This window comes from Microbacterium sp. AC215, from assembly GCF_979258645.1.
Genome location: NZ_OZ409869.1, coordinates 2127304 through 2151694, shown reverse-complemented (window position 1 = coordinate 2151694; position 24391 = coordinate 2127304). Strand labels below are relative to the sequence as shown.

The following is a 24391-nucleotide window of genomic DNA, read 5'->3' as shown; positions in this document are numbered from 1 at the left end:
CACACTCTCCCCCACCCCCTCGACGAGAAGGACCGTCATGCCCCTGCCCCACGTGGATTTCCTCTACCTCTCCGAAGCCGACATGATCGCGGCCGGAGTGACCGATATGCACCAGTGCGTCGACACCATGGAGGAGATGTTCGCACTGTTCGCTGCCGGCGACTACCGCATGACCGGTGAGAGCAACGACTCGCACGGCGCGATGATGACGTTCCCTGAGGCGTCGCCGTTCCCGAACATGCCGGTGCCCACTGAGGATCGACGGTTCATGGCGATGCCGGCGTACCTCGGCGGAGACTTCCAGACGACTGGCGTCAAGTGGTACGGATCCAACATCGCCAACCGCGAGAAGGGTCTGCCGCGGTCGATCCTCATGTTCACGCTCAACGACACCGACACCGGGGCGCCACTCGCGTTCATGTCGGCGAACCTGCTGTCGGCATACCGGACCGGCGCCGTGCCGGGGGTCGGTGCGCGGCACTTCGCCCGCAAGGACTCGCGCGTCGCGGGGATCGCCGGGCCCGGCGTCATGGCACGTACGGTGCTCCTGGCCTTCATGGATGCGTGCCCGCTGATCGACACGCTGAAGATCAAGGGGCGAGGGGCGGAGAGCCTCGCGCGCTTCCAGGAGTGGGTGCGCGAGGAGTTCCCGACGATCACCACGATCGAGGTCGTCGACTCGATCGAAGACGTCGTCCGGGGCAGCGACCTGGTGAGCTTCTGCACCACGGGCACCGGTGCCGGCGGCTCGGAGAGCTACCCCACGATCCAGCGGGAGTGGATCACGCCGGGGGCGTTCTTCGCGATGCCGTCCCTGTGCAACACCGACGACTCGCTGCTGGGCAGCGACATCACGAAGGTCGTCGATGCGTACGGGTTGTACGAGACCTGGTACGAGGAGTTCCCGAAGCCGTCGTTCGAGTACATTCCGATGGTCGGGCAGAAGTGGATGGATCTCGTGAAGGCCGGGGAGCTCTCACGTGACGAGCTCGTCGACATCGGCGATGTCGTCTCCGGAAAGCGGCCCGGTCGGCAGAGCGACGACGAGATCGTCATCATGTCGGTCGGCGGGATGCCGGTGGAGGACGTCGCGTGGGGGACGAAGGTGTATCGCAACGCCCTTGAGCGCGGCATCGGCCAGAAGCTGAACCTGTGGACCGAGCCGGCTCTCGCATGAGTGCGGCAGAGGTCATCCGGACCGTCGACGTCGCGGTGGTGGGTGCAGGCTCCATGGGATCGATGGCGCTGTGGCACCTCGCGAGATCGACGGGGATGTCCGTGCTGGGCATCGAGCAGTACGGACCGGCGCACGGCCACGCGGCCTTCGCCGGCGAGTCGCGTCTGTTCCGTGCGGCGAACAAGGAGGGCGCGCTCTACACGGCCGCTGCTCTCGAGGCCAGGGCGCTGTGGACCGAGCTGGAGCGTGAGACCGGCCGTCAGCTGCTGCTGAAGACCGGCGTCCTCGCGATCGCGCCGGAGGGTCATCCATTCCTCGAGTCCACGCAGCGGTCGATCGTGGAGGGCGATCTGCCGCACCGGTTCCTCGACGCCGCAGAGCTTCGCCGGGAGTATCCGCAGTTCACCGTCGAGGACGGCGACATCGGGATCATGGACCTGCTGGGCGGCGGGTTGCGCTCGGAGCTGGCGGTGGCGACGGCGCAGCGGGCCGCGATCAGGCGCGGGGCGGAGATCCTCTACAACACTCCGGTGCTCGGCATCGATGAGCGCGAGAGCGGTGTCGTGATCTCGACATCCGAGGGGATCGTCCACGCGCAGAAGGTGATCGTGACGACCGGTGCGTGGACGACGAGGATCGTGCCGGAGGTGCGCGATCTGGTGAGCGCCATCGCCATACCGCTCACGTGGTTCATGCCGGAGGACATCAGCCAGTTCACCCCGGATCGCTTCCCATGCTGGATGCGGGACCTGGACGGCGACCATGCCTTCGGCGTCCCCACACTCGACGGCTACTCGGTCAAGATCGCCCCCACGACCCGCATCGACACGATCGAGGACCCCGACACAGATCCCCGCGATCTGTCGCGTGAGCAACTGCGGAGATGCACGGCGATCGCCACCCGGATGTTCCCCGGCATCCTGCCCGAGGTGGTCCGGTCGTCCATCCACCCGGAGTCGGCGACGGCCGATCATGTCCCGATCCTCGACGTCTCCGAGTCGGGCCGGACCATCATCGGAGCCGGATTCTCCGGCAACGGCTTCAAGTTCTCGCCCGCCTACGGGCGAGTGTTGGCGCAACTCGCCGAGAGCGGGTCGAGCGCGCTGCAGCACCCCCTGTTCACGCTCGGTCACCACCGGCGCCGTGCTCAGGCGCGGGCCGACGATCTTGTCCTCGCAGACGACTATCCGGTCCTCCAGGGCCACTGACACGAAAGACGGAACCGTTGATAATCACCAGCGTGAAGAGCGGCAGCAAGTTCGAGACCCTCGCAAGCTATTCGCGGGCCGTCGCGATCGGCGACTGGATCTTCGTCTCGAACACCGCCGGCATCGATTACGAGACGAGGACCCTGCCGGACACGGCGGCAGAGCAGCTGCGTCTCGCGATCGCCACCGTCGCGCGGGCGCTCGCCGCCGTGGATTCATCGCTCTCCGATGTCGTCCGGATCCAGGTCTTCGTTCCGGATGCGTCCGATCAGGACGAGACGATCGAAGTGCTCGGCGAGGAGTTCCGCGGCATCGACCCGGCACTCACCATGACGCGCAGCCCGCTCGCGGGCGAGTATAAGGCCGAGATCGAGGTGACCGCGCACCGCGGGGCGGGGGCGGCGAGGCGCACGCAGATCGATCTGTGAGCACTCGGCGACTCGGAGTGCGGGGTCTCGGATACGGTCAGGCCTGACCCGGTCAGCGGGCCTCGCCCGCGCCGGACAGGCGTCGCGAGAGGGCGGTCGCGGCGTCCGCCAGCGCGGGCGGTCCGACGACGCGGAACGGCGCGTCGAAGCGGGCGATCGACGCGAGGATGCCGACCCACGACCACGATCCGAGGGTCAGGCGGCACGAGGTCTCGTCGGTCGGCTCGACGGTGCCGTCGCGGCCGATCCAGTGCGCCACCTCGCGGGCGGGCAGATCGAGCACGAGCTCTCCGATGCACGGCCAGTGGTCTGCGGCATCCGATCCCTTCGCCCGAGCTGCGAGGTAGGTCTGGGCGTCGGCGGCGGGCAGCTCGCGTGGCGTGAAGGCGGGGCCGGTCGGGATGCGCGGTGTCATCCGGTCGAGTCGGAAGGTGCGCCAGTCATCGGCCTCGAGGTCCCAGGCGAGCAGGTACCAGCGGCCCTCCCGGGCGACGACCGCGTGGGGCTCGGTGCGCCGCGCCGGGCGGTCATGTTTCTCTCCGTAATCGAAGCGCAGCACGTGGTGGTCTCGCACCGCACCGCTGACGGCTTCGAGCACCGCCGGATCCACGCGCGTCTCGTTCTCGACCCCGGCGAAGCGGATGCCGTCGACCCGGTGCCGTAGGCGCGACGGCATCACCTGGCGCACGGTGGCCAGCGCACGAGCCGCGCCCTCGTCGATATCGATCCCCGTGGCCGGCACGCTCTGCAGCGCGACGGCGATCGCGACGGCCTGCTCGTCGTCGAAGAGCAGCGGCGGCAGCTCGGAACCGGCGGCGAGGCGGTATCCGCCGTCGGGGCCCTTGATCGCGCTGATGCGGTAGCCGAGCTCGCGCAGTCGGTCGACGTCTCGTCGCACCGTGCGGGGTGTGACGTCGAGGCGGTCGGCGAGCACCTGCCCCGGCCAATCGCGAGCCGTCTGCAGCAGGGACAGCAGGGCGAGCATGCGAGAGGAGCTGCCGGTCATGACCCCATTGTGCTCCGAGTAGAGGACCGAAACTGACCTCTTCTGCTGTGAGTGTTGGTCTCACCGGCATCCGCCGCCCACACAGATCCGAGGAGATCCCATGACCATCGCGACCACCACCCACCTGAACTTCCGCGGCACCGCGCGCCAGGCGCTCGACTTCTACCAGTCCGTCTTCGGCGGCGAGGTCACGCGGGCGACCTACGCGGATTTCGGCATGCCGGCGGGAGTTCCCGACGCCGACAAGATCGTGTTCGGCCAGGTCGAGAACGCCGACGGCTTCCGGCTGATGGCATACGACGTCCCCGGCGCCGACGACGCTGACGCCACCGCGGGAACCACCTCGAGGGAGAACGGGACGACCGTCACCGACCGCACGTTCTTCCAGTCGCTGCGCGCCGATTCGCTCGACGATCTCACCGGGTACTGGGACGCCCTCGCGGACGGCGCCTCGATCGTCGAGCCGTTGGCTGCATCGGCGTGGTCACCCGGATTCGGCATGCTGACCGACCGATTCGGCGTCACCTGGGTGCTCGACGTGCGCGCCGCCTACGCGGGCTGAGGCGGGCGCCGTTCAGGACTCAGGAAGATGTGCGCTCGATCGGGCCGAGACCGGGGGTCTCGGCGCGATCGGCCGCGTTCTTCCGGAGTTGCGGACCGCGACGCGCCTAGCCCTTGTCCGGCTTGCCCTTGTCGCCCTTGCCGGAGTTCCCGTTGTTCCCGGAGTTCCCAGAGTTGCCGGAGTTGCCGGAGCTCCCGGAGTTCCCGTTGTTGCCCGGGTCCACGGGCTCTGTGACCACCTCGACGGGCGCTGCGGGGGTGTCGATGGGCGAGGTCTCCGCCGGGGTCGACGCCGTGCGGGCGACGACGCCTGAGGCGGTTCGTCCCAACTCGGATGCCGGTGGCGCACTGAACGCCGCGATGCCGGTGACGATCGCACCGGCGGCAAGGAGCCCCGCGGCGCCGGCGATCACGCGGGTGCGGGTGCGTGTGCCGGGGCGGGTGCGGTCGCGGGTCCGCAAGCGGGGTGCGGGATCCGTGACCTCGGTCGCAGGGATCACAGCGGTCGCTCCGGTCGGGGCGGAATCAGCGTCGAGGGCCGACGACTCCGCGTCGACGCTCGCGGATGAGGCGGCGGATGCGGGACGCGGCTGAATTCCCGCGCCCGCGTCTGGCGCGGCGGCGACGGCATCCGATTCCGCGCCCGTCACCCCCGGAGTCGCGTCGACCGCCGGGTCCGTGCCGGCCGATGCGACGATGGCCGCAGCCGCCGCGGCGACGGCGGTGCCGTTGCTGTTCGCGGCGTAGTCGCGCAGCAGAGCCCGGGCGGCGCGCGCCACCTCGACGGCGGTCGGGCGTTCCTCGGGCTCGAGGCGTGTCATGCGGCTGAGGAGGTCACGCCACTCGTCCGGAACCGTGTCGGAGATGGTCGGCGGGTTGAGCAGGCGAGCGACCGCCGCCGCGCGTCCGGAAGCGAGGGAGGGGTAGCCGGGGTATCCGCTGAGTGCCTCGAGAGCGACGAGTCCGAGCGAGAAGATGTCGACCGGGGTTCCGGGGTCGGCGTCGCGCAGCTGCTCCGGTGCCATATAGGTGAGTGTGCCGAGCACGATCCCCGGCGTCGTGAGGCGGGTGTCCTCGATGGAGCAGGCGATGCCGAAGTCCGCGAGTTTCGCCGCGACCGGACGGCCGGACCGGGCGTGCGCGAGCAGCACGTTCGACGGCTTGATGTCGCGATGCACGATGCCAGCCGCGTGCACGGCGGTGAGTCCCTCGGCGAGATCGCGGACGATGCGGGCCACGTCGCGCGGCGTCATCGGGCTTTCGGCCATGCGCGCGCCGAGGGTGGGCCCGTCGACGAACTCCATCACCAGGTACTGCGGACGGCCGGGCACGAGCTGCGCGTCGTACAGCGTCACGAGCGACGGGTGGCTCAGCGAGGCGAGCAGCGCCTTCTCGGTATGCGCGCGCTCGATCGAGGCGACCGGACCGTCGCTCTCGTGGATCATCTTGATCGCGACGATGCGTCCGAGGTGGGTGTCCTCGGCGCGGTACACGGTCGCCATGCCGCCTCGTCCGACGCGGTCGTGCAGTACGTACCGTCCGTCGAGCAGTGCCGCCGTCGGCGACATCACTTCCAGCGTCATCACTTGCTCCTTGCAGATGCACCCGGGTCATGCATCGTTCGACATAACCACGGCTGACGGGAGTGCGTCATCGGGGTTGACGTATGGACGAAGAAGTGGATGCGGTCGATGATTCGCGTGCTCTCGCGCCGGGCGAGCGCGTGCGCGGAGGCTGTCAAGGCCCTCCTCGAGCGTCGGCGGCCTCGGGTAGAAAAGAGTCAGATCGAAAGGATGTGGCATGGCCGCAGGTGACATCGAGACGTTCCAGCGAGACGGGATCTGGTTCAACCGCATCGAGGGCGAATCCCGCACTCTGGGGTCCAGCTTCGAGACCGAGGCCGAGGCGGTTCGAGTCGGTCGGGGTGCCGCGACGGCACGTCAGGTCAAGCACACCGTGCGTGTCGAAGAGGGGCCGTCGGGCACGGGCAACCTCTACGACTGGCACCCGCGCGATCTCATGAACTGAGGGCCGGTGACCGGCAACGACAGACACGGGCGGATGCTGTTGCAGGCGTGCCTCAACGGTGCGCGACCCGCAGCGCAGCATCCTGCCCTCACCGCCGACACGACCCTCGCCGGCGCCGACGCCGCGCGTGCCGTCGCGGCGGGTGCCCGCGAGATCCACGTGCACCCGAAGGATGCCGCGGGCGACGACAGTCTGCGTGCCGCCGATGTCGACCGGTGGGTGAGAGCACTGCGCTCGGCGTGCCCTGGCGTGCAGGTCGGGGTGACGACCGGTGCATGGATCGAGCCCGATGTCGGGGAGCGCCTCGCGGCGATCCGCGAATGGAGCGTCCTTCCCGACTTCGCGTCGGTGAACTGGCACGAAGCCGGTGCTGACGAGGTCGCGGCGCTGCTCGTGAGCCGCGGCATCCGCGTGGAGGCGGGCATCTGGGATGCCACCGGACTCGACGCCTGGCAGCGCTCGCCCGTTCACGATGACACGCTGCGGGTGCTGGTCGAGCTGCCGGACGAGGCGGCGGATGTCGTGCGGCGGCACGCGGAGGGGCTGATCGCGCACGTGCGCCTCGACGACCCGGACATTCCGATCCTGCTGCACGGCGAGCAGCGGTCCGCCTGGCCGGCGTTCACCCTGGCGGTCGAGCTGGGCCTCGATTCGCGCATCGGCCTCGAAGACACCCTGCAGCTGCCCGATGGACGGACGGCACCCGACAACGCGGCCCTGGTGCGAGCGGCTGTGGCTTTCATCAACGCCTGAGTCGGGGTCCGGGGTCGGCTCGCCCTGCAGCCTCATCGTCACCCGCCGTCATGCGACTCGCGACCGATCCGCCGCTTCCTTAGGGTGGAAGCTCCCGCTGAGAAGGAGTACGCGTGTCCGAGATCCAGACCCGCCGCGCCGGTGCCGTTCGATGTCGGCTCGTGGGCTGAGGAACGCCCGCCATGACCGACCACCGCGCGCCCTCTGACCCGCACCCGTTCGACTCCCGCACGAGGTTCGACCTCGACCGGCCCGAAAGCCGCAAGTGGAGCCTGCACCCCGGCCACATCGGCGCATGGGTGGCGGAGATGGACTTCGGCGTCGCGCCGGTGATCGCCGACGCCATGCACCGCGCGATCGACGAGGAGAACCTCGGATACCTGTCGCCGCCACTCGCCGCCCGACTCGGCGACGCGACGTCCGAGTGGATGCGCAGCGAATACGGCTGGGCCGTCGATCCGGAGCGCGTGCATCCGGTCTCCGACGTGATGGCGGCCTTGAGGGTTGCCGTCGAGGAGTACGCTCCCGCGGGATCGCCCGTGATCGTGCCGACTCCGGCATATATGCCGTTCCTGACATATCTGCCGACCGTCGGCCATCCGGTGATCGAGATCCCCGGCGTCGACATCGACGGACGCTGGCACCACGACCTGCAGCGCATCGACGAGGCATTCGCCGCCGGTGCCCGCACGCTCGTGCTCTGCAACCCGCACAACCCCACCGGCACGGTCGTGGACCGCTCCGAGCTCGAGGCGCTCGCGGAGATCGTCGAACGCCACGGCGGACGGGTGTTCGCGGACGAGATCCATGCGCCGCTGCGCTTCGACGGGAGACCGTTCATCCCCTATGCGTCGGTGTCCGAGGCGACCGCCGCCCACACCGTCACCGGCACCAGCGCGTCGAAGGCGTGGAACATCCCCGGCCTCAAGACCGCGCAACTGATCACCTCGAACGACGCCGACCAGGAGCTGTACCGCCGCTTCGGGTTCTCGGTGCAGCACGGTGCCGCGACGCTCGGTGTCGTGGCGTCGACGGCGGCATATCGGGAGGGCAAGCCGTGGCTCGACGGCGTGCTCGGGTATCTCTCGGAGTCGCGCCGCCTTGTCGGCGACCTCATCACGGAGCACCTGCCCGGCGCGGTGTATCGCGAGCCCGAGGCGACCTACATCGGATGGATCGACACGACGGCGCTCGAGATCCCCGGCCCGCCGGCCGCGTACTTCCGAGAGGAGGCCGGCGTCGTGCTGACCGAGGGCGCGCTGCTCGGGCGGGGATACGAGAACTTCGTGCGGATCGTGTTCGCGACACCTCGGCCGGTCCTGCGCGAGGCCTTCGCGGCGATGGGGGATGCCGTTCGCACTCGGTGACGCGTCGTTCGTCGCCTCGCCACGGCGGGTGCGGGGTCAGTTCCGCATCTCCTGGCGGGTGAGTGGTCAAAAACGCACCGGAAACGCTGAGTTCCGATGCGTTATTGACCCCGCACGCGCCGGGGGCCGGCGGGCCGAAGGCGGCTCAACCTCGGTCGCGCAGCGCCGAGGCGATCCGTTCGACCGCCTCGACCAGCACCGGACGGGGCATCGCGAAGACGAAGCGCGTGTACCCGATCGCGGCCACACCGCATGCGGCGCCATCCGTCATCGCGACTCCGGCGTGCTCGCGGAACCACTCGCCGAGATCGCCCGTCAGCCCGGTCTCGCGGAAGTCGAGCAGGGCGATGTAGCTGCCCTCCGGCACGACCATCCGCACGCCGGGGAGCTTCTCGTCGACGAGCTGCGCCAGCGTCCGCCGGTTGCCGTCGAGGTAGTCGACCACGTCGTCGAGCCATTCGCGCCCGCCGGTGTAGGCGGCGATGTTCGCGATGACGCCGAGCGTCGATGTGCCGTGTCCGGCCCAGAATCCCAGGCTCTCCCAGAGCTCGGCGTCGGCGTCGTTCGAGAGGATGATCTGCGCGCACTTGAGGCCCGCGAGGTTCCACGCCTTCGAGGCGGAGGTCGCGGTGAGGGTGTGGGCTGCGGCGGCATCCGACACCGAGGCGTAGGGGATGTGTCGGGCCGGGGCGTAGACGACGGGCGCGTGGATCTCATCGGCGAACACGCGTCCGCCGGCATCCGTCACGACCGACGCGATGGCGAGCAGCTCGTCGCGGGTCGCGACGGTGCCGAGCGGGTTGTGCGGGTTGCAGAGCACCAGCATCTCGCCGCCGTCGCGGAAGGCCTGGGCGACGGCATCCAGGTCCATGACCCAGCGTCCGTCGACCTCGATGCTCGGCACCTCGATGACCCGACGGCCGTGCATGGGCGGCACCAGCAGGAACGGCATGTATGCAGGGGTCGGCACGATCACGGCCGAACCCGGACTGGTGAAGTGCTCGATCGCCAGCTCGAACGCGGCGATCACATCGGGCACGTGGTGCACGCGCTCGGCGGGGATCTCCCACCCATACGAGTCGGAGTACCAGCGCGCCGTGGCCGCCGAGAGGTCCTTCGCGAGCTTCTCGGGCAGATACCCGGTCACGCCGAGGTCGAGGGCATCCTTCACTGCGCCGGTGATCGCGGGGGCGAGGCCGAAGTCCATCTCGGCGACGAACGCGCCGATCGTGTCGGGGAAGGCCGTCCATTTGACGCTGCCCGCAGCGCGCAGGTCGTCTTGCGTGATCTGGTCGAACGCGGGGGAAGTCATGTCTCAATCCTTCCACCCGTCGGCGACACCGGGCTCGCGCGCGGCTCCGGATGCCGGGAGCGGGCACCGTTCCGGGTGCGTAACTGACCCCGCACGGAGTCGAACCGCGTGCGGGGTCACTTCGGCATCCGAAATCGCCGTTTCGGGTGCACAACTGACCCCGCATGGAGTCGAGCCGCGTGCGGGGTCGCTTCGGCATCCGAAATCGCCGTTTCGGGTGCACAACTGGCCCCGCACGGAGTCGAGCCGGGAGCGGGGTCGCTTCGGCGTCCGAAATCGCCGTTTCGGGTGCACAACTGACCCGGCACGACCCCGCGCACGCCCCCACACGACCCCACGCCACCCCGCAACACCATTGAGCGTCATCAGTACCCGTGCCAGGATTGCCCCGACTCGGCCCACCGGGGCTGAGACGAAGGGATTCTCATGCAGCTGGCGATGATCGGACTCGGCCGGATGGGCGCCAACATCGTGCGCCGCCTCATGCGGGCGGGGCACGAATGCGTGGTCTATGACGTCAACACGGATGCCGTGCAGGCGCTGGTCGCCGAGGGAGCCACGGGCGCCGACAGCATGGCCGATCTGGCGTCGAAGCTCGAGGCGCCGCGGGCCGTGTGGATGATGGTGCCCGCCTCGCTCACGGGCATGGTGGCGGATCAGGCGGCGGAGGTGCTCGACGAGGGCGACATCCTGATCGACGGCGGCAACTCGAACTACCGCGACGACGTCCGCCGGGCGAAGGCATTCCGCGAGCGCGGCATCCACTATGTCGACGTGGGCACGAGCGGTGGCGTGTTCGGACTCGACCGCGGATACTGCCTGATGGTCGGCGGACCCGACGAGGCCGTGCAGCGCATCGAGCCGGTGCTGCGCACGATCGCTCCGGGTGTCGGCGAGATCGAGCGCACGCCGGGCCGCACCGGAGACCTCACCCCCGAGGAGCAGGGCTACCTGCACTGCGGACCGTCGGGTGCGGGGCACTTCGTGAAGATGGTGCACAACGGCATCGAGTACGGCATCATGGCGTCGATCGCCGAGGGGCTGAACCTGCTGCACAACGCGGATGCCGGGGTGCGCGAGGCCGAGCACTCGGCCGAGATCGCTCCGCTGGAAGAGCCGGAGTTCTACCAGTTCCCCATCGACACGTCGAAGGTCGCCGAGCTCTGGCGCCGGGGGTCGGTCATCTCGTCGTGGCTGCTCGACCTGACCGCTGCCGCGCTCGCCGACAACCCGCAGCTCGACGGTCTGGCCGGCCGGGTCTCCGACTCGGGCGAGGGACGCTGGACGGTCAAGGCCGCCGTCGATGTCGGCGTGCCCGTGCCAGTGCTCGCGGCATCGCTGTTCGAGCGCTTCGCCTCGCGCGACGAAGACAAGTTCGCCAACCAAGTGCTGTCGGCGATGCGTCTGCAGTTCGGCGGGCACCAGGAACTGCCCGCGGGAGACGTGCTCGAGGCCGGATCGCGCAAGGCGGATTCCGACAGCGCCTGATCGCCTTCTCGCGGATCGTCGAGCGTGGCCCACGGAGGTTCACGTTCACAACTCCGGAAGAAGCGACTGCGTCCGCCGGCTCGGCCCCGGAATCCCGGGGGATCGATGCGTCGGCCCGCTCGTTCTTCCGGAGTTGTGAACCGGAGGAACCGCCGCATCCGCCAGAGACGAAGCCCTCGACCCGAGAAAGGCATCCGATGACCGCCGCCACACGTCGAGCCTCCCCGCGCGATGCCGCCCGTCTCGCCGAACTCCTGCACGCCTTCAACACGGAGTTCGACACCGAGACGCCGGGGGTCGAGGTGCTCGCCGAGCGGTTGCGCACGCTGCTGGGCGGAACCTCGACCTTCGCGGTGCTCGGCGGCGATCCGGCGGTCGGTCTCGCGCTCGTGACTCTGCGTCCGAACGTGTGGTCGGAGGGGCCGGTGGCGCTGCTCGATGAGATGTACGTCGAGCCCGCGCGCCGCGGTGGTGGTGTCGGCGGCGCGGTCCTCCGGCACATGGTCGAGATCTGCCGGGAACTCGGCGTCGCGGCGATCGAGATCAACGTCGATGAATCGGATGCCGCGGCGATGCGCTTCTACGAACGACACGGGTTCAGCGGCGTCGACCCGGATTCCGGCGAGCGGGCGTTCTACTTCTATCGGTCGCTGGAGGTCGGGGACTAGCTGCCGGGGCTAGAGGCGCCGCGCACCCCGGTGGCTATCCTGACGCCATGGATCCTTTCCTCACCATCGTCCTCTTCTACGTCGCCGGGTTCCTGATCGGCATCCTGATCCTGTGGCTCGTGATCTACACGGCCGTGCGGTCGGCCTTGACGTCGCATCGTCAGGCGCTGGCGGAAGAGGGACGACCGGCGCAGCGCTACTCCGGGCGCTGACGAATGGCCTCTGTCACGACCCTCTCGGGGTCGGACGCGGCAGGGCTCGACGGCGAGATCCTCGAGGCCTGGGCTGAGGTCTTCGGCCCGTTGGAGGATGCCGATGGCTGGCGAGCGTCCGTCTGGGACCGGCATCGGTCTCGCCCTGGCTTCCGTCTGGTCGTCGCCCGAGAGGAAGACAGGTTGCAGGGGTTCGCGTGGGGATACACCGGCGAGCGCGGACAGTATTGGACTGACTTCATCGCGCGCGAGATCGGCCCGAGCATCGACGAATGGATCGGAGGTCACTTCGAGTTCGTCGAGCTCGCGGTGATGCCCCATGCACGCCGCCGCGGAGTCGGGCGGCGATTGCACGATGCGCTTCTGGCCGATCTGCCGCACGAGCGGGCGCTGCTGTCGACGTCGGCTCACGCGGATGACCCGGGGGCGCGGCTCCACTCGTCACGAGGCTGGGTCACCCTCGCGACCTACGGAGAGAACCGGCAAGTCATGGGACGTATGTCGGGTGGCGTCGAAGTAGTGGCTACGGGCTGACTTCAGCCGTTTCTTCACGCCGTCGGGCGCTCCCAGCCCACCCAGTCCGGCCGGTCCACGATGCAGAACCGGTTGCCCTCGGGGTCCTCCATGATCACGTAGTCGGCATCGTCCGGTAGGTTGTCCCAGTGCACCTCGCGAGCGCCGAGTTCGGTGAGGCGTCGCACCTCGGCATCCTGATCCTGGGCATAGATGTCGAGGTGGATGCGGGGCGGCAGCACTCGCTCGGAGTGGTGAGCGTCGAGGGCGATGCAGGGGGCGTCCGCGTCGCGCGGTTTCAGCACGACCCAGTCGTCGGATGCGGGGTCTCGCTCGACATAGTCGAGGGCGGCCTGCCAGAAGCGGGACTGCGCCGGGAGGTCGTTCACGCGGATCACGATCGACACGATCTTCAACATGCCGGTCAGGTTAGGGCGACTGACACGTGCTGAACAGGGGCTTGAATCGGATCACTGACGCAGTGGAGATCGCGGCGACGAGCAATCAGCCGTCCGTGCTCCCTGGCAAGCTGTCCACATACTTCTTCACCTCTTGAGCGATCGAATCGATGAGTTCGCTCATCTCGCTCGACGGCTGCTCTGGGTGTTCGACCTCGTTGAAGGAGTCCAGGAGGCGGAGGGTGAGGGCTTCCTTCGCACGTGGCCGGTCGATTCGTGCACTCAGCTCGAAGGCGAGGACGTCGAAGTCGCGCTCGCTGGATCGAGGCACAGTGGCACGCACTCGCCCGAGCTGCGGGTCGTCGCCCGTCAGATGCAGATGCGCCCGCAATTCCGGATCGAACCCCGTGCCACCTACGTGAACGATTTCCCCCGTGGCGGAGTCGAGCCAGACGTACAGCCATGACCCGCTGGGACGAACGCGACCGCCCCGAACGGAGATGACGCGAGGCTGGCTGGAGGGCATGCGTTCACCATATTCGCGGCGGCCACCTCGGCGACAGCACGGTTACCTCAGCGGCAGCCCGTCGGTACTCTGAGTCCCACCCCGTACCACCCACCGCCCGCATCGAAGGAGATCGGCGAGATGAGACCACTGCGCTACTCGATCAACGTCACGCTCGACGGGTGCGTCCATCACGAGGCGGGGGTCGCTCCCGATGAGGAGCTGATGCGCTTCTGGACCGCCGAGATGGAACGAGCGGATGCCGCTATCTACGGTCGAACGACCTACGAGATGATGGAGGGCGCGTGGCGTCGCCCCGCATCCGGAGTCTGGCCCGACTGGATGAGCGAGTGGAAGGTCCCGTTCGCCGAGGCCATCGACCGCGTGCCGAAGTACGTCGTGTCGAGCACGCTCGAAGCCGTCGACTGGAACGCCGAGCTCATCCGAAGCGACCTAGCTGAGGTAGTCCAGCGACTCACGCAGCAGCCGGGCGAGGGCCTGTCGGTGGGCGGTGTGACGCTGCCGCTGGCGTTGGCCGAGCTGGGGCTGATCGACGAGTACACGTTCGTCGTGCATCCGATCATCGCCGGCCACGGCCCGAGACTCCTCGACGGGCTGAGCGAACGCACCCGGCTCGAGCTCATCGACCGCCGCGAGTTCGCATCGGGAACGGTCGCGAACCGCTATCGTCCGGTGCCCGCCGCCTGACTGCGGCGATATCTGCCGGCCCCGATCCATCCAGCGACCTCCAGCAGGGGACCGGCGGCGAGCTGAGCCAGTGGGTTGCCGAGAGCCCGGATCGCCCGCACCGGACCGAGCGACTCCTCGATCGCGGGCACGGCCCACTCGTCGACCCGGGCCTGATAGCGCGCCACAGCGGAGTCGATGTCGGGGTGGGCCGTGAGGGCTTCGGCGAGTGCGCCGGCCGAGCGGATGGCGGTCGACCCGGCGCGTCCGCCGGTGGGAGGCATCGCGTGCACTGCATCACCGATCGCGGTGATACGGCCGGGATCCCACGGAAAGCGCGGCGCCTTCGGGTCGGCGGCGCGGAACGAGAAAGCGGCAGTGCGGTCGGGATCGGAGTCGCGAATCACTCCCGGTATCCACGGAGTCCAGCGGTCCACGAGGGCGGATGCCGTCGCGACGAGTTCGGCTGAGGATGCCGTCTGCACCGCACCGATGCTGTCGCGCCGGGCGATCAGGCCCCACACGAGTGACGGCGGGCCGACGGCATCCGCGAGTTCGGGTGAGATGTCGCGCAACCCGCGCGACGTCAGCGAGAGGAACATGCCGACGCCGTGGCGGTCGACGGCCAGGGCGGGACCCCGCAGCAGGTAGCGCGGGAACCGGGTGTGCCGGGTCAGCGGTGTCGACCCGGCGATGCCGACCAGGCCGGTGTCCGCGCTTGTCTCAGGGGCGATCGAGCGAAGAGTCGCCGAGCGGGCACCATCGGCCGCGACGACCAGGTCGGCCTCGATGCGCGAGCCGTCCGCGAGCGTGACACTCGCCCCGCTGTCGTGGGCTTCAGCCGCGGTCACGGTCGACGAGAACTGCAGGCGCTCGCCGAGGTCTTCGCTGAGGATCTGCCGCAGCGCGCGGCGCTGGCACAGCATCCGGTCCTGTCCCGCCGGCTCCGGAGCCACGACGATCGGTCGCAGGTGCGAGTCGGCCATCGCGAACTGCGAGAACGTCTCAGGGCCGTCGGAGACCGATCGGAGGCGGTCGACAAGCCGCCCCGGAACGTGCCGCTCGATCACGGCGACCGCCTCGGGAGTGAGCGCGATGCGGTAGCCGCCGGTGTCGGCCGGATTTACATCGCGGTCGAGCACGATGACGTCGGCGTGGTCGCGGAGGGCCTGGGCGAGCACGAGTCCGCCGAGACCGGCCCCGCTCACCACGATGCGCATGAGTCCAGCTTGGCGGAGGCGGGCCGCGAAGTCACCGGGCTCCGGTCGTTGAGCGAGGCGCGAAGCCCGAGACGAAACGCGGTGACCAGTAGCCTGAACTAATGCCCCGTCCCCGAAGTGAAGCCGCGCGCCAGTCGGTGCTCGAGGCGATGCGCGTTGCGGTCGTGGCCGGTACGTACGAAGCGGTGACGATCGAGGGGCTCGCCGAGACGGCGGGGGTCGCCAAGCAGACGATCTACCGGTGGTGGCCGTCGAAGGCGGCGATCCTCGGCGAGGCGCTGCTTGAGGGAGACCTGCCCGGAGCCGACCCCGCCGTCGCGATGAGCGACGACATCCGTGCCGACCTGCATGCGTGGTTCTCCGTGATGTCGGCCGGACTCGCGCGGCCGGAGGGCGTCGCACTCGCCCGGGCGCTGATCGCGGTGACCGCCACCGACCACGAACTCGGGCTCGCGCTCAACGAGCGTCTCGCGGCGCCGATCCGCTCGTGGGTCGCCGAACGGATCGCGCACGGACAGGCGGCAGGAGAGATCCGGACCGACGTGGATGCCGACGCGATCGCCGATCAGCTCATCGCCATGGCGTCGTACGCGGCTCTCATCGGTCAGCCGTTGAGTGCCGAACGCGTCGAGGAGACGGTGACGCGGCTGCTGCGAGGCATCGCTCAGTAGGTCCCTCTGTTTAGCTGAGGCCGGCGCTGGATACCCTGGCGACGGACACTCACCGCTGAGGACTGGAGCAGACAATGGTCATCGCTGACATCACCGTCGTTCCGGTGCCGACGGAACGCAAGGCCGCATACCTGGACTTCTCGAAGCGCATGGCGGAGGTCTACCGCGATCACGGTGCGATCAGTGTCGTGGACTACTGGCAGTCGAGCGACTCGGCCGACCCGGGTGACTATCACGCAGATGGGACGTCGTATGAGCCGGGCGAGCTGAAGAGCATCGCCGACCTCGCAGGAGCGAACGCCGAGGAGTCCGTCGTGGTCACGGTGACGACCTGGCCGTCGCGCGAGGCGCGTGACCGCGGAACCGCTGCCGTCACGAGCGATCCCCGCGTGCTCGAGACGCTCGACGAAGAGCGCGTCTTCGACGGCGGTCGCGTGATCGGCGATAGCTTCGAGATCGCGATGAGCGTTCAACGCGACGAGTGGCGATAGCTACGGGGTGCAGTAGGCGAGCATCGCGTCGGTCGCTGTGCGCATCTCTGTGGTCGCCGCGTCCAGACCCGTGATGTCGCCCGCGATGGCCTTCTCGCCCTCGGCGGCGAAGGCGTCGATGCTCGTCGTCCACGAGTCGCGGAGGGTGACGAACTCGTCGGGTCCATCGACACCGCGGATGTTCTCGGCGACGCTCTTGACCTCGTCGAGAGCTGCCTGCGCTGCTTCGGGTGTCGGCGAGCTGACGCTGGAGATCACGCCGGTGACCTGCGCGGCCTCAGCGGCGACCTGGCCGCAGGAGGCGATGCTCGAGGCCTGAGAGCATCCGGACAGCAGAAGGATGCCGACGGCGAGCGTCGCGAGGGCGGGGAGCTTCTTCATACAGTCAGGGTAGGCGGGGGAGATGTGAGGTCTACTCCGAGCCCCAGGTAGGGCCGACGAAGGTCACGGGCTTGCCTGCGGCGCGCGCATAGTCGATCTCTCGCGTCGTGGACTCGCCGAAGTGCTCGCCGCGGTTCACCACCACGACACGATCGGCCACGTCGATCTTGCGCAGGTGCAGCTCGCCGAGCACGGCCTTCTGCTCGGCGGTGATCGGCCCGTCGATCTCACCGGGAATGAGGGCGATGACGCCCGCGAGCGTCAAGGATCGGCTCACGGCTCGCATGTCCTCGGCGAACCGCATGGAGCCGCAGATGCAGACAATCTCGGGACGATCGGGCACGGGTTCAGTCTCTCATCTGCTCTGGAGCCAGCGGTCTGAGCCCGTCACAGGTGCTGCGGTCTAGGCTCGCCCCATGAGCGAGCCCAACGCCGAGCCATCCCTGATCCAGCAGCGCATGGCACTGCAGCGTCAGAGGAACTTCGCGCTTTACACAATCGTGTTGTCCGCGGTCATGTTCGCCGGGTGGGCCGTCACTATCGCGATCGATTCGAGCGCGCCGTACCGATGGATTAGTCTCGCCATCTTCGGTGCCGGAGTGGGCCTCGGGGTCTCTCAGCTGCGCAAGGCGCGTCGAGCGATCGGTGAGTTCGAAGGCCGGCACGGTCGCCGCTCCGGCCTCCAAGACTGAGGCGCTTACTGCACCCACAATGCACCATCACGTGGCGGGGGTCGACGTCTGCGGCTATGCGGAGCGCCGCGGGAGCCGACACGACTCCATCAGTTGCCAGCCACGATCAAGCCTTCGGAACGTCGCTCGAGCCGTCCGGTGCTCAGCCCGGTGTCCAGGGCCTCGCTCAGGCGATCGCCGATGCCGGATGTCACGCGCTTTCCACCGAAGAGGCCGAGCGACTCACGCTTGATCTCCTCGTCGGTCATCCCGCCGCTCAGGTCGGCAACGACCGCCATGGCGTTCGCGATCTCAGCCAGAGGGACATGCTCGAGGGGTCGAGCCGAACCCTCGACGGGACGACGGACATCCCGCCACGTGCGTGGATCGACATCTCGAGGCCACAGGACCGCCCGGTCGTTCGAGCGAACGAACTCTGACGGAACGCAACGGAGTATCGCCTCCGCCCGTGAAGCATGGACCTTGCTCAGACCAAAGGCGCCGGCCACGAGCTTCACTAACCGCATTCGGTGAATAGGGCCCTCATGCGTGATTACCTCGTGCACAAGATCACGTACTCGCTGAGCCGCGGCCGGCGATGGCAGAGCATCAAGTACGGCGATGCCACCGGCGGTTCGCGACGACCACTCCGAGAAGTCACGGATTCGTGGATGCTGCAGATCGGCGACCACAGGGGCCGGTGCCGATTGCGCAAGGAGGCCGGGCTCGGACACTGCCGCGCGCGATCCTGGCTCGTCCGGAGCGCTCGTCTCGGAGGCGACCGATGCCAGGGCTGCGAGACCTTCGACGTCGGGAGAAGGTGTCTTTGCCACTGCTTCTTCTGCGGCGCGATGCGCGGCAGAAGTGGCCTCCCTCACGGCGGAATCGATGCGGTCGAGCGTCCTCTCCCTTTGCTGCAGCCACTCGGGAAGCCACACACGCTCCACGCCCGGCCAGTTCATGAGGCCCTTCAGGACGTCCGTGGGAAGCGCATCGCGGTCGGCCACAGTACGCCGCTCGCGCCACGTCGGGCCATCGAGCAGAACGGCGAGTGCCGGTTGTTCAGGATCATCTGTTGCCGCGACTGCGATGTCGACGCGGAAATCAGAAAGACCGATGTCCGTCTGCACCACGTGTCCTCGGTCGCGAAGCGCGGTGGCGATCTCTTCTCGATGGCGATCGACGAATCCGGACCGGGCTACCTCGTCTGCATTCTCATCGATGCCGTCAGCAGCAAGTTGTAGATATGAGCGCAGATGCTTGATTCCCACGGATGATGTTTGCTCAGCTCGCAGGTCTGAAGGGTCGAAACTGGCGAAAAGAATCACTTCTCGACGCGCTCTGGTGATCGCAACGTTGAGACGGCGCTCTCCGCCCGCACGCGAGAGCGGCCCGAAGTTGAGTGGCAGGTCACCACGCTCGTTCGCGCTGAAGGCCACGGAGAAGAGGATCGTGTCGCGCTCGTCTCCCTGCACGTTTTCCAGGTTCTTCACGAAAAGTCCGTCGCGCTGGTCCAGAGCGGCGGCGATTCGGTCGTCCGACTCGTCGCGCAGAAGCGATTCGATCAGTGAGCGTTGTTGCGCATTGAACGTCACGACTCCGAGCGACGGAGGCGTGTCGGACGCGGCGAAGCGCCGGGCGATGTCTCCGACGATGGCACGGGCTTCGACGATGTTGGTGCGAAGATCCCGTCCTCGTCCGCTTCTGTTGAAGTGACCGTCGACCCTGACGAGCGAAACTCCGTGACCGGATACCGAGGGTCGTGAAGAGGACCTCGTCGGCCAGGGTGCAGGGAAAGACGCGAGTCGGCCGTCGTAGTACTTGTGATTGCTGAACGCGATCAGCGCCTCGTCCTGACTCCGGTAGTGCCAGGACAACCAGCGTCTGGGCACCTGCGCTTGGACACACTCGCTCAGGATGGATTCCTCATCGGCGATCGCGGTGCTGTCCGTGGTCACCACCTCATCGGAGTCGGTGACCACATCGGCGAAGCTGGTCGGTGGCATCTGTTTGCTGTCGCCCACCACCACCACCGAGTTCGATCGCCCCATCGCGCCGATCGCATCAGGAACTCTGATCTGCGACGCCTCATCGAAGACGACAATGTCGAACAGGTCGCCGGTTGCCGGGAAGAAGCGTGAGACGGATTCGGGACTCGCCAGCACGCATGGGGTGATCTGCGTGATCAGATCTGCATAGCCATCCATCAGTCCGCGCACTGAGAGCCCCCCGCGCTGGCGCCCGATCTGGCGTTTGAGTTCGCCGAGGCGCCCGCCGCTGTAAGCTGCGTCGATCTTCCTCCGGCCGAGTATTTCGGCGGGGATCCAACGTGGAAGCTCGGCTCGGATCGCGGCTGTGCTTGAGGTGAATCTTTCGACGGATCGGCCGTGAGCCTGAGGGTCGAACATCTCGAGGCCCTGCGCATGCTCGCGCTCCACCAACGATGAGGCCGCCACGCCTTTGTCGAAGGCGATCGACGCATCGTCTGCCAGAACGCGTCCCGAGATGAGTGCTGCGTGTGCGTCTGAGAGTCCATAGCTTCGCAGAGGCTCGAGCGCCCGAGCGAACGCCACCCATCTCTGCAGGGACGTGGGAGTAGGGGTGTCGAGTGCCCGCGAACCGCGAGTTGCTCCCCACGCATCGACCACGGCGCGCGGCGAGGCCCAACTCTTCAACACCCCGGCTCCGATCTTCGGCGAGGCCATCACTTCGAGTGAACGCCAAGCTGTCCCGAGCTTTGCGAGCGCACCGGAGAGCGCCGGATCCGCAGGCGAGGTGCGATAGGTCTCTCGCAGAATCGTCGCGTCCAGATCGTGAGGTCGCAACTCGAGAGCCCCGCTGAGCCAGACGAGCCAATCGAGCTGCGACGCGGCGCGAGCCGCGTCGGTCGCATCGAACGGGTTCCAACCCGCACCGACCACGGAGACGGGGAGCGAGAGGAGTCCGTTGCGCAGAGCAGCCGCCGACGCCGCTGTCGCTTCCACCTGTCCGGTCAACTGCGCGATGGATTTCGGAGGCACGCTCTTCAGAGGCACCAACAGGCTGTCGCCGAACATCTCGAGCGCCGATCGTTGACGCTTGCGTCGGCCGAAGAACCCAGAGGCATCGGCAGCCTGAGCTGCTATGTGAACGGCACCGGGCGCCGGGTTCGCGCTCAGCGCGTGGAGGCTCACGGTGTTCGTCCACTGCGGTGATGCGGCCGTGAGCGTTCGAAGGCGCTGCTGAAGAGCGCTGAGTTCACCGGACTGGACTCGGGGGAGCAGCTGATCGAGGGACTCAAGAGAGAAGCGTGGAGCTCCCGCGAGCTGTGACCAGCGTTCGATGAACTCAGGCGAGGTACTGTGCGAGAGTGCCGGCGACTCGCCGGTCGTGACGAAGACGTCTCCGATCGCCTGGTCGAAGTCCATCGCTGCTCGATGCAGGGCCCCGATGTCCGACGGGTCGTGAGACGTGACGTCGACGAAGCCCCACCCGTTGAGCTCCGCTGGTCGGACAAGGTCGGCAGTGTCCGGCAGGCGTCTCAGCGTCGCGCGGACGAAGTCGATCTGCGTGGTGGAACTCGTCGAGACGAAAGCGGTCGGGATGTCGAGCGTAGGAGCATCGGGCTCGAACGCCAGGAGGCGATCCCTCGATGTGTAGAACGACATGCCCGCGGTGTTGCTCTCGTGGAGGCGGTCAGCGTACCGGCGCAGAGTGTTCCGGCTCGATACGGCGTTCTCGTTCTGTGCGCTGAGGGCGGCGCCGTCCGGGCGGGCGGTCGTTTCGAGTGCCTCTTTCAACTGCGCACGGACTGCGTTCGGGCGAGCGCCCTTGTCATGGAGATCGAGCGAGAACGGCCCCAGTCCGACGGCATCGAGGCGCTGCTTCACGACGTCCAGTGCCGCGCGCTTCTCAGCGACGAAAAGCACTCTCTTGCCGTTGACGATCGCATGAGCGAGAAGGTTCGTGATGGTCTGTGACTTCCCTGTGCCGGGAGGGCCTTCGAGTACGAATGTCCGGTCAGCGACCGCTTCCGAGACCGCGTCGAGTTGCGAGGAGTCCGCCGGCACGGGCAAGGACGTGCCGAGGGCATCCAGATCCACTGAGGTCGGCGACGGTGATGGGTCCTCGAACGCTGCCGTCGGCGTATGAACGAGATGCTTGACGAGCGGGTTCGACGTGAAGGTCTCCCAACTCTCGTCGAGGTCCTTCCACAGCCGGTACTTGCCGAACTGAAGGATCGACAGGTCTGCGGAGTCCTCTACGGTGAACGGCAGTCGGGCTTCCGCCAGAGCCTGCCGCGCAGCCGCGAATGCAGCTGCGAGATTGATGCCGGCTTCATCCTTCACCGGGTTCTCGAGACCGGGGATGCGGATGCCGTGAGTCACCCGCAGCTTCTCGAGCAGGCAGTAGTTCGGTGTGGATTCACCCGTGTCGTCCACGCGCATACGGAACACAGAGCCGCGGCCCGCGGGCTCGAGAGTCACAGGCAGGAGGATGAGCGGCGACCTGAGGTCGCGATCGTTGAATCGCCAGCGCAGCATTCCGAACGCGACGTAGAGATTGTTCGCGCCTGTTTCCTCGGCGATGGTGCGCGCCTTGTAGGCCAGGGCGCGAAGTCGCGCGGTGTAGGCCCCCTCGGTGATGTCGACATAGGCGGACTTCCGGGACATGAGCAAGTCCGAGCGGACAGCTTCAGGCAGGTCGCGTCCGAACTGAACACCGCGGGTCTTGTCGACATCGGGGATTCGATCGCTCGGAAGGAGTGTGATCGGGGACCCGCTGTTGATCAGATCCTCGAATGCGGCTAGAGCTGGCTGCGGCACGGCGATGGAGTGACCCGCTGACGGCGTGTAGTTGATGAGGCGATTGCGCAGGCTCAGGTCGAGCAGGGAGTTCTTCCACGAGCTCACGCGCGCAGGCAGCCTGCGCGCGTCATCACCGGCGAGATCCGTGGCGGAGGGGTTGTACTGCAATGGATCCGGAGCTGCGGCCGCGCGGTACTCGTGCACCGTGACTTCGCCGTTCGAGCCGATCGAGCGACTCGGCAGGGGATAGATAGCTGCTTGTCGAGCCTGTAAGACATCGGTCACGCCGATGACCCGAGTGGGATCCACGTTGCCGTCGGTGAATGGCTGCCGTCGGGCGACCCCGAACGGCGCGGATTCCGCCCCTCCGGTCATCTTCGTCGTTTCCACGAGCCCGATCTTGCCGAGTCCGACGAGGTTGACCGCCTCGCTGGCCTCTGCCTGCGCAGGTGCGTCCAGGCTCGACCATTCCCTCCAGTATCCGAGGAAGATGTGACCTTCAAGAAGCCACAGGGTCGAGTTGATCCCGGCTTCCTCCAGGGCCGCGGCCAGGGTCAACGTCGTATCCATGCAGGTGCCAAGGCGCCCCTCGAGCACTTCGGCCGGAGTGCGCACTTTCTGGCCCGTGAGTCCCCAGCTCGCTGGCGGCTCCGCGTAACGGATGTCTCGCGCGCGTGCGGCGTCGTAGATCGCTTCGACCATCGAGTCGACTCGATCAGGATCGCCCTGCTGGTACCCGTCGAGTGCCGACGAACCCGTCCGGTTGCCCAGAAGCGTCGATGCCTCGACAAGAAGAGCGCTGATGGCCGACGACTGAGGCTGGATGAATGCGGCGAGCAACTCGAGACTCAGCGGCATCGGCTTGGCCATCCACTGATTCGCCGCCAGTAGTTGGACGTCCGAGCGTTGGCTCGCGATCTCGTCACCGTTCGCGTCCCTCAACGTCGCTGTAACCGTGCCGGGCATGGGCGACTCGACCGCGAGCATGCGACCTGGATCCAGCCGCAGATCGACGTTGCGAAGAGTCGTGTCATGGTCTCCGTCGAGGTCGACGATTAGAACGCGGGGGTCTCCCAGCGATCCCAACTGACAGTCGACCTCGACCTCGACGGACGCGCCTCGCAGCTCGGGGCCTCGGTAGGAGATCGTAAGCTGTGGCACGACCGAGATGCCCGTTCGCGCGACAGCGAAACTCAACGGACTGAGCACAGAAGCGTCGAGCGAGGCAGCGGATCCCGATTCGTCGATGAGCGTCGGAGACTCGAAGGCTTCCGGGGTCGCGGGAGAGGCGTTCGGCTCATTTGGTTCCTGGTGCGTGGATTCGGTCGACGTGTTCAGCGCTGTTAGGACCTCCGACTTCAGGAGTCCGATCGCGTCGGCGTCTTCGTCGGCAGCAATCGCTCGCAAGAGGATCTCGGTCGAATCAAGAGCCCGGAAAGTCTGGGCGACAGTGAACTCTTCACTGTGCGCCCACTTGTTGCGGACGTCGCGGAGCTCACTCGCACAGTTGCTCGCCTGCCTGTCGATGAGGTCAGTGAAGGGGAAACCCAGAGTACCGAGCCGCTCCGTCAGGACGCGAAGTTGCAGCGAAAGATCACGGGGGTTGTAGCGGTCCACTCGCCGGCCGGCCTGCCGGTCCTTCGCCGCGAGGATCTGGGTCCAATCCGATACCTCCGGAGCAACCTCGGAGAGACGTCGAGTCACGAACGGCCCGAGCGCACTTGCGGCTGCCGTCAATGCCTGCTCGATGTATTCAAGCGGACTGAAGTCGCTCATTGACCCTCTATTCATCCCCCGACGCCCTTGGTGGACCGTCATCCCTCTCTGAGCATATGAGAGAGCTAGGCGGCCCGCACTGA

At 67.6% G+C, this 24391-nt stretch carries 24 protein-coding genes; 15 read left to right on the top strand and 9 right to left on the bottom strand.

The features are described from left to right. Positions 1 to 37 precede the first annotated feature (37 nt). The 3 genes from ACZZZF_RS10420 to ACZZZF_RS10410 are packed head-to-tail and all read left to right on the top strand — an operon-like array spanning position 38 to position 2813. Positions 38 to 1177: a tyramine oxidase subunit B gene (locus tag ACZZZF_RS10420; protein WP_187249301.1), complete on the top strand. Its 1140-nt coding sequence runs from the start codon at positions 38 to 40 to the stop codon at positions 1175 to 1177. After that, on the top strand, positions 1174 to 2385 hold the full coding sequence (gene solA / locus ACZZZF_RS10415) for an N-methyl-L-tryptophan oxidase (RefSeq protein ID WP_463498252.1): 1212 nt from the start codon (positions 1174 to 1176) through the stop codon (positions 2383 to 2385). The genes ACZZZF_RS10420 and solA overlap by 4 nt, the downstream gene beginning before the upstream one ends. A 32-nt stretch (positions 2386 to 2417) precedes the next feature. Next, positions 2418 to 2813: a Rid family hydrolase gene (locus tag ACZZZF_RS10410; protein WP_200955145.1), complete on the top strand. Its 396-nt coding sequence runs from the start codon at positions 2418 to 2420 to the stop codon at positions 2811 to 2813. Between the two features lie 52 nt (positions 2814 to 2865). Here the strand turns inward: ACZZZF_RS10410 and ACZZZF_RS10405 are convergent, their stop codons facing one another. Next, positions 2866 to 3819 carry a helix-turn-helix transcriptional regulator gene (locus ACZZZF_RS10405; RefSeq protein WP_463498251.1) on the bottom strand — a complete coding sequence of 318 codons (954 nt, stop codon included), beginning with the start codon at positions 3817 to 3819 and terminating at the stop codon, positions 2866 to 2868. A gap of 100 nt (positions 3820 to 3919) precedes the next feature. Between ACZZZF_RS10405 and ACZZZF_RS10400 the strand changes: the two genes are divergently transcribed. After that, positions 3920 to 4381: a VOC family protein gene (locus ACZZZF_RS10400; protein ID WP_463498250.1), complete on the top strand. Its 462-nt coding sequence runs from the start codon at positions 3920 to 3922 to the stop codon at positions 4379 to 4381. 106 nt (positions 4382 to 4487) lie between these two features. Here the strand turns inward: ACZZZF_RS10400 and ACZZZF_RS10395 are convergent, their stop codons facing one another. Beyond that, positions 4488 to 5963 carry a serine/threonine-protein kinase gene (locus ACZZZF_RS10395; RefSeq protein WP_463498248.1) on the bottom strand — a complete coding sequence of 492 codons (1476 nt, stop codon included), beginning with the start codon at positions 5961 to 5963 and terminating at the stop codon, positions 4488 to 4490. A gap of 217 nt (positions 5964 to 6180) precedes the next feature. On the opposite strand from ACZZZF_RS10395, the gene ACZZZF_RS10390 reads away from it, so the two are divergent. From ACZZZF_RS10390 to ACZZZF_RS10380, 3 genes are all read left to right on the top strand, one after another. After that, entirely contained in the window at positions 6181 to 6408 is a 228-nt protein-coding gene (locus ACZZZF_RS10390; protein WP_053098394.1) for a DUF2188 domain-containing protein, read from the top strand. Positions 6409 to 6414: 6 nt separating this feature from the next. Continuing rightward, entirely contained in the window at positions 6415 to 7161 is a 747-nt protein-coding gene (locus tag ACZZZF_RS10385; protein WP_463498246.1) for a 3-keto-5-aminohexanoate cleavage protein, read from the top strand. Positions 7162 to 7343: 182 nt separating this feature from the next. Continuing rightward, the gene (locus tag ACZZZF_RS10380; protein WP_463498244.1) at positions 7344 to 8528 is read left to right on the top strand and encodes a MalY/PatB family protein; all 1185 of its coding nucleotides are present in this window, start codon (positions 7344 to 7346) and stop codon (positions 8526 to 8528) included. Between the two features lie 145 nt (positions 8529 to 8673). Here ACZZZF_RS10380 and ACZZZF_RS10375 read toward each other — a convergent pair whose 3' ends face one another. Further along, positions 8674 to 9840, bottom strand: a complete 1167-nt coding sequence (locus tag ACZZZF_RS10375) for a MalY/PatB family protein (protein ID WP_463498242.1) — start codon at positions 9838 to 9840, stop codon at positions 8674 to 8676. A gap of 426 nt (positions 9841 to 10266) precedes the next feature. Between ACZZZF_RS10375 and gnd the strand changes: the two genes are divergently transcribed. The 4 genes from gnd to ACZZZF_RS10355 all read left to right on the top strand — a co-directional run bounded on the left by gnd (position 10267) and on the right by ACZZZF_RS10355 (position 12742). Next, on the top strand, positions 10267 to 11328 hold the full coding sequence (gene gnd / locus ACZZZF_RS10370; RefSeq protein ID WP_056276027.1) for a phosphogluconate dehydrogenase (NAD(+)-dependent, decarboxylating): 1062 nt from the start codon (positions 10267 to 10269) through the stop codon (positions 11326 to 11328). Positions 11329 to 11525: 197 nt separating this feature from the next. Further along, positions 11526 to 11996, top strand: a complete 471-nt coding sequence (locus ACZZZF_RS10365; RefSeq protein WP_463498241.1) for an N-acetyltransferase family protein — start codon at positions 11526 to 11528, stop codon at positions 11994 to 11996. 47 nt (positions 11997 to 12043) lie between these two features. Continuing rightward, the gene (locus ACZZZF_RS10360) at positions 12044 to 12208 is read left to right on the top strand and encodes a hypothetical protein (RefSeq protein WP_157534255.1); all 165 of its coding nucleotides are present in this window, start codon (positions 12044 to 12046) and stop codon (positions 12206 to 12208) included. 3 nt (positions 12209 to 12211) lie between these two features. Beyond that, positions 12212 to 12742 (top strand): N-acetyltransferase family protein, encoded by a 531-nt coding sequence (locus ACZZZF_RS10355; RefSeq protein WP_463498239.1) that lies wholly within the window; start codon positions 12212 to 12214, stop codon positions 12740 to 12742. A gap of 14 nt (positions 12743 to 12756) precedes the next feature. Here the strand turns inward: ACZZZF_RS10355 and ACZZZF_RS10350 are convergent, their stop codons facing one another. Beyond that, entirely contained in the window at positions 12757 to 13140 is a 384-nt protein-coding gene (locus ACZZZF_RS10350; protein WP_363519026.1) for a VOC family protein, read from the bottom strand. Between the two features lie 85 nt (positions 13141 to 13225). Next, positions 13226 to 13645, bottom strand: coding sequence for a hypothetical protein (locus tag ACZZZF_RS10345; RefSeq protein ID WP_463498237.1), 420 nt, complete (start codon positions 13643 to 13645; stop codon positions 13226 to 13228). A gap of 120 nt (positions 13646 to 13765) precedes the next feature. On the opposite strand from ACZZZF_RS10345, the gene ACZZZF_RS10340 reads away from it, so the two are divergent. Next, positions 13766 to 14332 (top strand): dihydrofolate reductase family protein, encoded by a 567-nt coding sequence (locus ACZZZF_RS10340; RefSeq protein WP_463498236.1) that lies wholly within the window; start codon positions 13766 to 13768, stop codon positions 14330 to 14332. On the opposite strand, the gene ACZZZF_RS10335 is transcribed toward ACZZZF_RS10340, so the two are convergent. Next, the gene (locus ACZZZF_RS10335; protein ID WP_463498235.1) at positions 14308 to 15531 is read right to left on the bottom strand and encodes an FAD-dependent oxidoreductase; all 1224 of its coding nucleotides are present in this window, start codon (positions 15529 to 15531) and stop codon (positions 14308 to 14310) included. The genes ACZZZF_RS10340 and ACZZZF_RS10335 overlap by 25 nt on opposite strands. A 101-nt stretch (positions 15532 to 15632) precedes the next feature. On the opposite strand from ACZZZF_RS10335, the gene ACZZZF_RS10330 reads away from it, so the two are divergent. Both ACZZZF_RS10330 and ACZZZF_RS10325 read left to right on the top strand, forming a co-directional pair. Next, a complete protein-coding gene (locus tag ACZZZF_RS10330; protein ID WP_463498233.1) occupies positions 15633 to 16202 on the top strand; it encodes a TetR/AcrR family transcriptional regulator in 570 nt (189 codons plus the stop codon). Between the two features lie 74 nt (positions 16203 to 16276). Beyond that, positions 16277 to 16693: a DUF1428 domain-containing protein gene (locus ACZZZF_RS10325; RefSeq protein ID WP_463498232.1), complete on the top strand. Its 417-nt coding sequence runs from the start codon at positions 16277 to 16279 to the stop codon at positions 16691 to 16693. Here the strand turns inward: ACZZZF_RS10325 and ACZZZF_RS10320 are convergent, their stop codons facing one another. Next, positions 16694 to 17074 carry a hypothetical protein gene (locus ACZZZF_RS10320; protein WP_463498230.1) on the bottom strand — a complete coding sequence of 127 codons (381 nt, stop codon included), beginning with the start codon at positions 17072 to 17074 and terminating at the stop codon, positions 16694 to 16696. A 31-nt stretch (positions 17075 to 17105) separates the two neighbouring features. After that, on the bottom strand, positions 17106 to 17417 hold the full coding sequence (locus ACZZZF_RS10315) for a hypothetical protein (RefSeq protein WP_053098407.1): 312 nt from the start codon (positions 17415 to 17417) through the stop codon (positions 17106 to 17108). Positions 17418 to 17490: 73 nt separating this feature from the next. On the opposite strand from ACZZZF_RS10315, the gene ACZZZF_RS10310 reads away from it, so the two are divergent. Continuing rightward, a complete protein-coding gene (locus ACZZZF_RS10310; RefSeq protein ID WP_053098408.1) occupies positions 17491 to 17766 on the top strand; it encodes a hypothetical protein in 276 nt (91 codons plus the stop codon). A gap of 89 nt (positions 17767 to 17855) precedes the next feature. Here ACZZZF_RS10310 and ACZZZF_RS10305 read toward each other — a convergent pair whose 3' ends face one another. After that, positions 17856 to 24308: a DUF3320 domain-containing protein gene (locus tag ACZZZF_RS10305; RefSeq protein WP_463498229.1), complete on the bottom strand. Its 6453-nt coding sequence runs from the start codon at positions 24306 to 24308 to the stop codon at positions 17856 to 17858. Positions 24309 to 24391 lie beyond the last annotated feature (83 nt).